This window comes from Pseudomonas syringae (assembly GCF_021606685.1).
Taxonomy (GTDB): Bacteria; Pseudomonadota; Gammaproteobacteria; order Pseudomonadales; family Pseudomonadaceae; genus Aquipseudomonas; species Aquipseudomonas syringae_R.
This window is the reverse complement of sequence record NZ_WKCB01000120.1, coordinates 1-11,963: the sequence shown is the minus strand read 5'-3', so window position 1 is coordinate 11,963 and position 11,963 is coordinate 1. Positions and strand designations below refer to the sequence as shown.

General features: G+C 59.7%; 12 protein-coding genes. 7 read left to right on the top strand and 5 right to left on the bottom strand.

Going from position 1 to position 11,963, the window contains the following annotated elements; all coding sequences use genetic code 11:
- The first annotated feature begins 88 nt into the window (after positions 1 to 88).
- Complete coding sequence (locus GIW02_RS26110; protein WP_236418951.1) at positions 89 to 556, top strand: ferritin-like domain-containing protein; 468 nt, start codon at positions 89 to 91, stop codon at positions 554 to 556.
- Positions 557 to 695: 139 nt separating this feature from the next.
- Here GIW02_RS26110 and GIW02_RS26105 read toward each other — a convergent pair whose 3' ends face one another.
- Together GIW02_RS26105 and GIW02_RS26100 are read right to left on the bottom strand one after the other, a co-directional pair.
- Positions 696 to 1,166: a MaoC family dehydratase gene (locus tag GIW02_RS26105; RefSeq protein WP_010208208.1), complete on the bottom strand. Its 471-nt coding sequence runs from the start codon at positions 1,164 to 1,166 to the stop codon at positions 696 to 698.
- A gap of 71 nt (positions 1,167 to 1,237) precedes the next feature.
- The gene (locus GIW02_RS26100) at positions 1,238 to 2,182 is read right to left on the bottom strand and encodes an alpha/beta hydrolase (RefSeq protein ID WP_236418949.1); all 945 of its coding nucleotides are present in this window, start codon (positions 2,180 to 2,182) and stop codon (positions 1,238 to 1,240) included.
- Positions 2,183 to 2,415: 233 nt separating this feature from the next.
- Here GIW02_RS26100 and fadD2 point away from each other — a divergent pair, with 233 nt between their 5' ends.
- Both fadD2 and fadD1 read left to right on the top strand, forming a co-directional pair.
- Positions 2,416 to 4,104, top strand: coding sequence for a long-chain-fatty-acid--CoA ligase FadD2 (fadD2, locus tag GIW02_RS26095; RefSeq protein ID WP_236422181.1), 1,689 nt, complete (start codon positions 2,416 to 2,418; stop codon positions 4,102 to 4,104).
- Positions 4,105 to 4,495: 391 nt separating this feature from the next.
- Complete coding sequence (fadD1, locus tag GIW02_RS26090; protein WP_236418944.1) at positions 4,496 to 6,187, top strand: long-chain-fatty-acid--CoA ligase FadD1; 1,692 nt, start codon at positions 4,496 to 4,498, stop codon at positions 6,185 to 6,187.
- A gap of 184 nt (positions 6,188 to 6,371) precedes the next feature.
- Here the strand turns inward: fadD1 and GIW02_RS26085 are convergent, their stop codons facing one another.
- The gene (locus GIW02_RS26085) at positions 6,372 to 6,749 is read right to left on the bottom strand and encodes a hypothetical protein (RefSeq protein ID WP_236413136.1); all 378 of its coding nucleotides are present in this window, start codon (positions 6,747 to 6,749) and stop codon (positions 6,372 to 6,374) included.
- A 200-nt stretch (positions 6,750 to 6,949) separates the two neighbouring features.
- Between GIW02_RS26085 and GIW02_RS26080 the strand changes: the two genes are divergently transcribed.
- From GIW02_RS26080 to def, 3 genes are all read left to right on the top strand, one after another.
- A complete protein-coding gene (locus tag GIW02_RS26080) occupies positions 6,950 to 7,135 on the top strand; it encodes a CsbD family protein (RefSeq protein ID WP_024077074.1) in 186 nt (61 codons plus the stop codon).
- A gap of 169 nt (positions 7,136 to 7,304) precedes the next feature.
- The gene (locus tag GIW02_RS26075) at positions 7,305 to 8,255 is read left to right on the top strand and encodes a YihY/virulence factor BrkB family protein (RefSeq protein WP_236413134.1); all 951 of its coding nucleotides are present in this window, start codon (positions 7,305 to 7,307) and stop codon (positions 8,253 to 8,255) included.
- A gap of 3 nt (positions 8,256 to 8,258) precedes the next feature.
- Positions 8,259 to 8,798: a peptide deformylase gene (def, locus tag GIW02_RS26070; protein ID WP_236413131.1), complete on the top strand. Its 540-nt coding sequence runs from the start codon at positions 8,259 to 8,261 to the stop codon at positions 8,796 to 8,798.
- A 136-nt stretch (positions 8,799 to 8,934) separates the two neighbouring features.
- Here the strand turns inward: def and GIW02_RS26065 are convergent, their stop codons facing one another.
- Entirely contained in the window at positions 8,935 to 9,753 is an 819-nt protein-coding gene (locus GIW02_RS26065) for a methyltransferase (RefSeq protein ID WP_236413129.1), read from the bottom strand.
- A gap of 59 nt (positions 9,754 to 9,812) precedes the next feature.
- Complete coding sequence (locus GIW02_RS26060) at positions 9,813 to 10,250, bottom strand: GNAT family N-acetyltransferase (RefSeq protein ID WP_236413127.1); 438 nt, start codon at positions 10,248 to 10,250, stop codon at positions 9,813 to 9,815.
- A 501-nt stretch (positions 10,251 to 10,751) separates the two neighbouring features.
- Here GIW02_RS26060 and GIW02_RS26055 point away from each other — a divergent pair.
- On the top strand, positions 10,752 to 11,963 hold a 1,212-nt coding region (locus GIW02_RS26055; RefSeq protein WP_236422180.1), incomplete at its 3' end, for a PAS domain-containing methyl-accepting chemotaxis protein.

The following is an 11,963-nucleotide window of genomic DNA, read 5'->3' as shown; positions in this document are numbered from 1 at the left end:
AAATATAAGGTTAATTATATTTTTTAAAACCTGGCACGGGCGCTGCAACCACTAAGACAACCTTCTAACCCGTACAAGGAATTGAAAAATGACTGACATCAATAAAGAATCGATCTCCGTACTGAACGACCTGATCGAGACCAGCATCGACGGCCAAAAGGGTTTCAAGGAGTGCGCTGAAGACATCAAGCACCCAGAACTCAAAGCCCTGTTTTCCAAGCGTTCCGCTGACTGCGCCACCGCCGCCGCTGAACTGAAAACCGCCGTACGTGCCCTGGGTGGTGATCCGGAAGATTCCGGCAGCGTTGCGGGTGCCCTGCACCGTGGTTGGGTCGACGTGAAGTCGATGCTCACCGGCAAGGATGAAGAGGCTGTGCTGAACGAAGCCGAGCGTGGTGAAGACCATGCCCTGAAGGCTTATAAAGAAGCGATCGAGAAGATCAACAAGCACAACCTGCTGGGCATTCGTGATCTGGTTGAGCGTCAGTACCACGGCGTACAACGCAACCACGACCAGGTGAAAGCCCTGCGTAACCAGGCTCGCGCTCAGTCGTAAGCCTTGCTGGGTAACAAATAATGTGGGAGGGGGCTTGCTCCCGATTGCGGTAGAACAGTCGATATTTAAATGACTGATACACCGCAATCGGGAGCAAGCCCCCTCCCACATTTGCATGGCATGGACCCTTGAATTGCTTTCAGCCGATGCTGATCGGCGGCAACTCGGTCAGCGTCACCACTTGCTGCTTACGCGGCGCAAGAATCTCCGCTTCACCGTCCACTACCAACTCGTCGCGCTGGTTGAACACACGGGTGGCGATGCGCACGCGGAATTTAGGCAGCTTCTCCAGGATCTCCAGACGTACGGTCAGCGTGTCGCCGATTTTCACCGGCTTCTGGAAGCTCATCTGCTGGCCGATATAGATAGTCCCCGGCCCAGGCAGCTCGCAGGCCACCGCCGCGCTGATCAGCGCGCCACTGAACATACCGTGGGCGATACGCTCCTTGAACATGGTCGCCTTGGCGTACTCCGCATCCAGGTGCACCGGGTTGTGGTCGCCGGACATCGCGGCAAACAGCTGGATATCGCGTTCTTCCACCAATTTGCTGTAGCTGGCGGTCTGGCCGACTTCGAGGGCTTCGTACGGGGTGTTGGTTACCTGGGTCATCTAAGGGTGCATCCTGTGGCTAATCGGTAAATTAATCGGCTGATTTTAAGCTGCTGATTTTAAAAGAAAAGTTATTCGCAGCGAACCGGCCTGCGCAAGGTCAGGGCCTGGTCGAGCCACGTCAGCACATCCGCTGTGACGTCATCGCGGTTGGTTTCATTGAACACTTCATGCCGCGCCTGCGGGTAGACAGTCAATTGCAGGTGCTGGCAGCCGGCCGCGCGCAAGGCATCGGCCAAGCCAGTGAGACGCTTGCCTTCGCTCACCGGATCACATTCGCCGCCGATCACCAGGATCGGCAGGCCCGGGTCGATCTGCGCGAGATTGGACGCTTTGCTGATTTGCTGCAAGCCGCCGAGCAGGTCGATCCACAGCTGGTTGGTGCAGCGGAATCCGCAGAGCGGGTCGTTGATGTACTGGTCGACTTCAGCCGGGTCGCGGCTGAGCCAGTCGAAAGCGGTGCGATTGGGTTTGAACGCCTTGTTGAACGATCCGAATGACAAGAACTCGATCAGCGCGCTGCGCCCGCGTACGCCTTGGCGCAGGCGCTCGAACCGCGCGATTGCCCGTGCTGCGCGGTACAGCGCCACCGGCTGGAAATTCGAACCGCTGAGAATCACGCCATCCAGACTCGCGCTGTGGTGCAGCAGGTAGGCCTGGGCGATATAGCTGCCCATGCTGTGGCCCAGCAGCACAATCGGCATACCTGGGTGCTGCTGGCCGATATGCTGGTTGAGGCTGGCCAGGTCGCCGACCACTTTGTTCCAGCCGTCTTTCTCGGCGTACAGGCCCAAGGTGCCAGCGTCGGCGGTGCGGCCGTGGCCACGCTGGTCCAGCGCATACAGCCCGTAGCCGGCGGCGCACAGCGCTTGGGCCAGGCGCGCGTAGCGACCGCTGTGCTCGGCCATGCCGTGGGACAGCATCACCAGGGCCTTGGGCGGGGCGTCGGGCATCCATTGATTGACGTACAGGCGACTGCGGTCATTGGCGGTCAGCCAGAAGGTGCGGTGGTTCATGGCGGTTCCTTTCCTCAACGTCTGCTCAAGGTCAGCTCAGCGTCGTTGCAGTGTATAGCTCATCCCTGGAGGCGGCGTCTGATCAGCGCAGGCCCTTGTAGGAAGATTCACGCAATCAATGACGCTGTTTCCTGTATTTGCCTGTTTAGCCATAGCTGCTAACGTCCCCAAAGCTCCGCTTTTTATAGCAATCAGAAAGCGGCCGGACACACTCAGGTAAGAGGACAAGAATAATGCAACCTGATTTCTGGAATGACAAACGCGCGGCGGGCGTTCCCAGTGACATCGACCTTGCGGCCTACAAGTCGGTGATCGAGGTCTTCGAGCGTTCCTGCAAGGCCTTTGCCGACCGTCCGGCATTCAGCAACATGGGCATCACCCTGACCTACGCCGAGCTTGAGCGCCAGAGTGCGGCGTTCGCCGGCTACCTGCAACAGCACACCGACCTCAAGCCTGGCGAGCGCATCGCCGTGCAGATGCCCAACGTACTGCATTACCCGATTGCCGTGTTCGGCGCGTTGCGCGCCGGGCTCATCGTCGTCAACACCAACCCGCTGTACACCCCGCGCGAGATGCGCCACCAGTTCAAGGACGCCGGCGTGCGGGCGCTGGTCTACCTCAACCTGTTCGGTTCGCGGGTGCAGGAGGTGTGCAGCGACACCGAGATCGACTACCTGATCGAAGCCAAGATGGGCGACTTCATGCCCGCTGCCAAGGGTTGGCTGGTCAACACCCTGGTCGACAAGGTGAAGAAGATGGTCCCGGCCTACAGCCTGCCGCGCGCGGTGTCGTTCAAGCGCGCCCTGCGCATGGGCGCGGGCCTGGGTGTGACCCGCCACCCGGTGAGCCTGGATGACATCGCCGTGCTGCAATACACCGGCGGCACCACTGGCCTGGCCAAGGGCGCGATGCTCACCCACGGCAATCTGGTGGCGAACATGCAACAGGTACGCGCTTGCATGTCCCAGACCGGCGAGGACGGCCACCCGCTGATCAAGGAAGGGCAGGAGGTGATGATCGCGCCGCTGCCGCTGTACCACATCTATGCATTCACGGCCAATTGCATGTGCATGATGGTGTCGGGCAACCACAACGTGCTGATCACCAACCCGCGCGACATCGGCGGGTTTATCAAGGAGCTGAAAAAGTGGCGCTTTACCGGGTTGCTGGGGCTGAACACGCTGTTTGTGGCGTTGATGGACCACCCCGACTTCAAGAGCCTGGACTTCTCCTACCTCAAGCTCACCAACTCCGGCGGCACGGCGCTGATCAAGGCCACCGCCGAGCGTTGGGAACAGCTCACTGGTTGCGCGATTGGCGAGGGTTACGGGCTGACCGAAACCTCACCGGTGGCCAGCACCAACCCTTATGGCAACAAATCCCGCCTGGGCACCGTGGGCATTCCCGTGCCGGCCACGGCAATGAAAGTGATTGATGACGAAGGGGCCGAGTTGCCCTTGGGCGAGCGCGGCGAACTGTGCATCAAGGGGCCGCAGGTCATGAAGGGCTACTGGCAGCAACCGGCCGCCACCGCCGAGGCGCTGGACGCCGAGGGTTGGCTCAAGACCGGTGACATCGCCGTGATCGACCACGACGGCTTTGTGCGCATCGTGGACCGCAAGAAGGACCTGATCATCGTCTCGGGTTTCAACGTGTACCCCAACGAGATCGAAGACGTGGTGATGGCGCACCCGGCGGTGGCCAATTGTGCGGTAATCGGTGTGCCGGACGAACGCACGGGGGAGGCGGTGAAGCTGTTCGTGGTGGCGCGTGCCGAGGGCGTGAGCCTCGAGGAGTTGAAAAGCTACTGCAAGGCCAACTTCACGGGCTACAAGGTGCCCAAGCAGATTGTGCTGCGCGAGTCGTTGCCGATGACGCCGGTGGGCAAGATTTTACGCAGGGAGCTGCGCGACATCGCCTGATGTGAAATGCAATCAAAAATGTGGGAGGGGGCTTGCTCCCGATCGCGGTATATCAGGCACCAGATGTGTTGGCTGATACACCGCTATCGGGAGCAAGCCCCCTCCCACATTTGTTATTTATTGGCCTGTAGGGCCTATTCCAGAGCCTTTTACTGGGGAATTCAAGCGACGAATAAAGTGTGACCAATTATTGTAGGACAGTCATGTTTATGACTGTGGGGCCCTCTTTTGGCTCTAGGCGGCCCTTGGCAAAGCTGCTACTCTCGGCGCGCTTTGTGACGTCTCGGCCTGCTTGAAAGCGCCAGATTCACCTAAAAACATACACCAATAATAATCGCATCAAATGCGATGCTGAATTCGCGTCGCTGACGTCGCTGAGGAGTGGGCTTCCATGAACGAAGACTTTTGGAAGGATAAGTACCCCGCCGGGATTGCTGCACAAATCAATCCAGACGAGTATCCGAATATTCAGGCGGTACTGAAACAGTCCTGCCAGCGCTTCGCCAACAAACCGGCTTTCAGCAACCTGGGCAAGACACTCACCTACGGTGAGTTGTACGAATTGTCCGGCGCCTTCGCCGCGTACCTGCAACAGCACACCGACCTCAAGCCTGGCGATCGAATCGCCGTGCAACTGCCCAACGTCCTGCAATACCCGGTCGCCGTGTTCGGCGCCATCCGGGCCGGCCTGATCGTGGTCAACACCAACCCGCTGTACACCGCGCGGGAAATGGAGCACCAGTTCAAGGACTCCGGCGCCAAGGCCCTGGTGTGCCTGGCCAACATGGCGCACCTGGCTGAAAAAGTCGTGCCCAAAACCGACGTCAAGCACGTGATCGTCACCCAGGTCGCCGACCTGCTGCCGCCGCTCAAGCGCCTGCTGATCAACAGCGTCATCAAGTACGTGAAGAAAATGGTCCCGGCGTATCACTTGCCCCAGGCCATCAAGTTCAACGACGTGCTCGCCAAGGGCCACGGCCAACCGGTCAACGATGCCAGCCCCGCCAGCGGCGATGTGGCGGTGCTGCAATACACCGGCGGCACCACCGGCGTGGCCAAGGGCGCGATGCTGACCCACCGCAACCTTGTCGCCAACATGCTGCAATGCAAGGCGCTGATGGGGTCCAACCTCAATGAAGGCTGCGAGATCCTGATCACGCCGCTGCCGCTGTACCACATTTATGCCTTCACCTTTCATTGCATGGCGATGATGCTGATCGGCAACCACAACATCCTGATCAGTAACCCGCGCGACCTGCCGGCGATGGTCAAGGAACTGTCGAAGTGGAAGTTCAGCGGCTTTGTCGGCTTGAACACGCTGTTCGTGGCGCTGTGCAACAACGAAGCCTTCCGCAAGCTGGATTTCTCCGCGCTGAAAGTCACCTTGTCGGGCGGCATGGCGTTGCAACTGGCAGCGGCCGAGCGCTGGAAGGCCGTGACCGGTTGCGGCATCTGCGAAGGTTACGGCATGACCGAAACCAGCCCGGTGGCCACCGTGAACCCGATCCAGCATATCCAGATCGGCACCATTGGCATTCCGGTGCCGTCCACCGTGTGTAAAGTCATCGCCGACGACGGCACGGAGCTGGCGCTGGGTGAAACCGGCGAGCTGTGCGTCAAGGGCCCGCAGGTGATGAAAGGCTACTGGCAGCGCCAGGACGCCACCGACGAGATGCTCGATAGCGAAGGCTGGCTCAAGACCGGTGACATCGCGATCATTCAGCCTGATGGCTACATGCGCATTGTCGACCGCAAGAAAGACATGATTCTGGTGTCCGGCTTCAACGTGTACCCCAACGAGCTGGAAGACGTGCTGGCGGGCCTGCCGGGCGTGCTGCAATGCGCGGCCATCGGCGTGCCGGACGAGAAGTCCGGCGAGCACATCAAGCTGTTTATCGTGGTCAAACCAGGCGCAACCCTGACCAAGGAGCAGGTGATGGAGCACATGCGCGCCAACGTCACCGCCTACAAAGTGCCCAAGGCCGTTGAGTTTCGCGATGCATTGCCGACCACCAACGTGGGCAAGATTCTGCGGCGTGAGTTGCGTGATGAAGAACTGAAGAAACTCGGTCTCAAAAAATAACCGAATAAAAAAACCCGCCAATGCGGGGTTTTTTGTGGCGAGCGGGCTTGCCCGCGTTGGGCTGCGAAGTGGCCCTGAAAACTGCAACCGAGATTTCAATGCCCCTGCGCGGCGATCTTATTGGGGCTGCTGCGCAGCCCAACGCGGGCAAGCCCGCTCGCCACAAACAGCTATCACCCCACGATTACAGGGCGAACTGCGCGAAGCTCACACCAGCGCCGGTAGGGCGCACGTCCTTGAGGAACGAGTCCTTGTCCGCGCTCAGCTCCAGGGTAATCTCCGGCTTGCGCTTGCCGGCATTGCGTACCACCAGGCCTTCGAGCTTTTCACGCAGGAAGGCGGTCGGCACCTTGAGGTGCAGCAGTTGGTCGGTCTCTGCGTCGTGCATCAACAAGTGAATCCACTCGTAGTGGCCCACCGCAATACGGCCCACTGGCAGGTCGAACCACCAGATGTTGCGTTTGCGGTCCAAGTCGGTGAAGTGGCAGTTGTTGACGCCGAGTACGGCACCGCCCAGTTCGGTGTTTCTGCGGGCGATAGCCTGTGCTTTATTGAGTTTCATAACCTTCCTACGGGATCTGTTATTCAGCGGTACGGCCTGAATGTGCCGAGCATTCTCGTGGGTTGGCTGCAAAACATAAAGCCCAACCTGCGGTGGGCGATGAAATGCCGGGCGAAAAATAATTGAAACTCTGCCGAACGGCCCCGGGTCAATCTTTAGGTAATGACCAAAACCTTTGATTGTTCTTTCGGAGAAATACCATGAGCAGCACATCTGACAAGGTAAAAGGCGTCGCCAACGAAGCAGTCGGTAACATCAAGCAAGGCGTCGGCAAAGTGACCGGCAACGACAAGCTGCGCGCTGAAGGTGTGATCCAGGAAAAGAAAGGCGAAGTACAGAAAGCGGTCGGCGATACCAAAGACGCGGTAAAGAAAGCTACCAAGTAACACGGCTTTTGCGCAGCCTGACGGCCATCCACGGATGGCCGTTTTTGTATGACCCGTTGCAACTAAACTTTCGAAATTGTTTCAAAGTCGCCAAATGGGCTACTTTGATGTAGAAAACGGCCCCTGAGTCGCCCACGAACTCAACCTTTTTGCGGCGAAAGGAGACGCTATGATTTTTCCGGTACTAGACGGCCTCAAGCTTCATAAAGTGCTGGTGCGCACCGTCAAGGAATTCGTTGATGACGAGATGCCCACCTACGCCTCGGCACTGGCCTATCAGATGCTGTTTTCGTTGTTTCCCTTCCTGCTGTTCCTTATCGCCCTGATCGGTTTTCTGCACCTGCCGGACTTTTTTACCTGGCTGCGCCTGCAGTCGGAACTGGTGCTGCCGCCCCAGGCGCTGGAGCAGGTCAACCCGGTGATCGACCAATTACAGCAGTCCAAGGGTGGCCTGCTCTCGGTGGGTATCGTGATTGCCCTGTGGACCGCGTCGGCCGGCGTGCGCCTGATGATGAGCGCGATGAACGCTGCGTATGACGTGGTGGAGGGCCGTCCGATCTGGAAGCGTTTTCCGCTGTCGATTTTCTACACCGTCGGCATCGCCGGCATGCTGTTGGCCGCTGCGGCGCTGATGGTGCTGGGCCCGCAGGTGATGGAATGGCTGGCGGGGCAGATCGGCATGCAAGAGTTCGTGGTGACCGTGTGGACCATCGTGCGCTGGCCGTTGATCGTGATCCTGCTGATGTTCGCCGTGGCCCTCATGTACTACGTGATGCCGGACGTCGAGCAGAAATTTCGCTTTATTACCCCAGGCTCGGTGCTGGCGGTGGTGGTGTGGATCATCGCCTCCCTCGGCTTTGGCTACTACGTCAAAACCTTCGCTGACTACAACGCCATGTATGGCAGTATCGGTGCGATCATCGTCCTGCTCCTGTACTTCTATATTTCCGCCGCCGTATTGCTGCTGGGCGCGGAGATGAATGCCGTGATCGAGCACATGTCCGCCGAGGGCAAAGACCCCGGCGAGAAAGAGTTCGACGAAGCGGGCCACACCGATGAAAAACAGCATGTCTCCGGCCTTGGCCGGGACCATTCCAAGCCCACTACCGACGAAGTCTGATCGATGATCCGTGAAATCCTGAAAATGGGCGACGAACGCCTGCTGCGTATCGCGCCTCCGGTTCCGCCGGAAATGTTCGACAGCCCCGAGCTGTGGCAATTGATCGATGACATGTTCCAGACCATGGAACACGTGGGCGGCGTTGGCCTGGCCGCGCCGCAGATTGGTGTGGACCTGCAATTGGTGATCTTCGGTTTCGAGGCCAGCGAACGCTACCCGGACGCGCCGCCGGTGCCGCAGACCATCCTGATCAACCCGCTGATCACGCCGTTGAGCCCCGTGAAGGAAGAAGGTTTTGAAGGCTGCCTCTCGGTGCCCGGCCTGCGTGGTGCGGTGGACCGTTACCAGCAGATCCGCTACGAAGGCTTCGACCCCAAGGGCGAGCCCATCGTACGCGTTGCCGAAGGTTTCCATGCGCGAGTGGTGCAGCATGAGTGCGACCACTTGATCGGTCGGCTGTACCCGTCGCGGATCACCGACTTCACTAAGTTCGGGTTTATCGAAGTGATGTTTCCGGATATGGACCCCACGGCCGACGACTAACTTCCTGACACACAGTGGTTAAAAATGTGGGAGGGGGCGTGCCCCCGATAGTGGTGTATCAGTCAGCAATCTGTAGCTGACACGCCGCCATCGGGGGCAAGCCCCCTCCCACCTTTGGAGTGCATTTCAAGCCGGGTTATTGGGTGGGTTTGACGAACCGCAACGTCATCCGGTCCGACTCGCCAATCGCCACATACTTGGCCTTGTCCTGTTCGCCCAATTTCAGCGTCGGCGGCAGGGTCCACACACCCGCAGCATAGTCCTTGGTGTCTTTCGGGTTGGCGTTGACTTCACTTTGCCCCGCCAGCTTGAACCCGGCATCGGTGGCCAGCTTCACCACCTGCGCGGTGGTCAGGTAGCCGCTGTCCTTGATCGCTTCCAGGTCGGCCCCGTCCTTGGCGCGGTGGTCTTCCACGCCCAGCACGCCGCCCGGTTTGAGCACGCTGTAAAAGGCGCTGAAGGTGGCCGGCGCCGTGCCTGCCGCCACCCAGTTATGCACATTGCGGAAGGTCAGCACCGCATCCGCCGAGGCGGGTTTGCCGAACACCGGGGCCTTGGGGTCGAACTCGACCACGGCGGCTTTGGCGTACCGCGTCGGGTCGGCGGCGAATTTGTTCTTCAGGTTCTCTTCGGCCGTACGCGCGTAAGCGCTGCTGCTCGGCGCCTGCACGGCGGCGATGTACTGCCCGTGATCCTTGAGCAGCGGCGCGAGCAGTTCGCTGTACCAACCGCCGCCCGGGGTGATTTCGATCACGGTTTGCCTGGCGCCCAGGCCAAAGAACGCCAAGGTCTGCTGCGGGTGGCGATAACCGTCGCGCGCGCTGTTGGCGGGCTCGCGCCAACTGCCGGCGAGTACGCTGGCGTACTGCTTGGCGCTGATCGGCGCGTCGGCGGCCTGGCTGAAAGCCGGAGCGAGGAGGGCGGTGAGGGACAGAGCTGCAAGCGTGGTTTTCATGATCATCCTGTAAGGGGCCACTGTGCCGCCGAGGCTAGCATGGGGCCCGCACGCGCTGATCACACATTATCCGAGGTCGACCTGCCCAAACGATCTAAGCCCATCGCGATCATGGGTTTGTTGCGTTTGTAACGCACCAAGCGTTCGCTGAGGGATTGAGGCAGCAGCGTGTCCTGGCTGAACCCCATGCGCTGATACAAACCTTCGAGGTCCGGATGGCAGAGCAACCACAGCGTACCGTCGACATCCGCCAGCGCCGCCTCAATTACCCGCGCCGCCAGCCCCTGGCCGCGATAGGCCGGGTCGACAAACACTCCGGTCAACCACTGCCCGCCCACCACGGGTGTGAGGCACAACCCGGCGACAATCTCGCTGTCGCGCGCCACCCACAAACGCCCACCCTTGAGCGCTTTCATCGGCGAATTGTGGCAGCGGTAAAGCTTGTTCAGCAGCGGCCAAAGCGGTTCTGCCAGCCGTTCGATGTGAAGTTCGGGCATGGTGTCTGGGCAACATAATCAAGGGCCGGGGATTATAAGCGCCTTCTGCGCGGCAATAGGTGGTATACCCAGTGCTACATCCCCTTCAGTGGAGCACGCATCATGGCCAAAGGTATGGATTCAAAGAAAGCTGCAAAAAAGAAACCGGCAAAGACCGCCGATGAAAAACGCGCAGACAAGAAAGCCAAAAAATCCGAGACGGGCCTGTTCGGTCACTGAGTGACACCGCTGCAACCCTGCGATCCGGCCGATTCTTGCGCCCCACAGCGCAGAGCAGGCACCCCCTGCTCTGCGCTGCAGACACTCCCTCATTGTTGAAATTACTGGCGGACTAGTGGCCTTGCATAGCGCCAAGCCCTGTCTATGCTCACTCAGAACCGTTGATGACGCTTGGCATATAAAGCGGTTCGGATGGTTATTTCCCCAGAAAGCTGTGCCAGCAGTATCCAACAATGAATGGAATGCGCCTTTCTGGCGCCGGGACTCCAGGGTGATCTGACCATGTTCAACCTCCACCACAAATCCGACCTGCTTGAAATCCAACGCTTCTCCTGTGCTCTCACCGAATCCAACGCCAAAATCGCCGCCATCAGCCGCTCCATGGCGATGATCGAGTTCGACCGCGATGGCGTGATCCTCAATGCCAACGACAACTTCTGCAACGTCATGGGCTATAGCCTCGACGAAATTCGCGGCAAACATCACCGCGTCTTTTGCGACGAGGCCTACACCCATACCGAGGCCTACGCCAAGCTGTGGCGTGACCTGGCGCGCGGCGAAGCCTTGAGCGGCACGTTCATGCGCCTGAACAAGCACGGCCAGGAGGTGTGGCTCGAGGCCAGCTACATGCCGGTGCTGGACAGCGACGACCACGTGCAAAGTGTGATCAAAGTGGCCTCGGATATTTCCGCGCGGGTGCATCACGAACATGAAAACCAGAGCCTGATCGACGCCATCGGCCGCTCCATGGCGGTGATCGAGTTCACCCCCCAAGGGCAGATCCTCAACGCCAACGAAAACTTCCTCAAGACAGTGGGGTACTCGCTGGATGAAATCGTCGGCCAGCACCACAGCCTGTTCTGCCACCGCAGCGAGGTCGAATCGCCAGCGTACAAGGCGTTCTGGGCGTCGCTGAACCGCGGTGAATTTCACTCGCACCGTTTCGAGCGCAAAAACAAATACGGCAAGACGCTGTTTCTGGAGGCGTCCTATAACCCGATCTTCGACGCCAGCGGGCGCCTGTATAAGGTGGTGAAGTTCGCCAGCGACATCACCGACCAGGTCACTACCCTGCGCACCGCCGCCGACTCGGCCCACGCCACCTCGGTACAAAACGACGCCTGCGCGCGCAAGGGCTCGGAGGTGGTGCAGCAGACCGTGCAGATCATCGAAGAAATTTCCCACGACCTGAACCAGGCGGCGGTGAGTATCGACGCGGTGAGCAAGCAGTCGGACATCATCGGCGCCATTGTGCAGACCATCCGCAGCATTGCCGAGCAGACCAATATGCTTGCGCTGAACGCGGCGATCGAAGCGGCGCGGGCCGGTGAGCATGGGCGCGGGTTTGCCGTAGTCGCCGATGAAGTGCGCAGCCTGGCGGCCAGGACCAGCCAGGCGACCGTGGAGATTGTGGATGTGGTGCGCAAGAACCACGACCTGTCGCTGAGCGCGGTGTCGAGCATGCAATCGAGCTTGAGTCGCACGGGGCTGGGG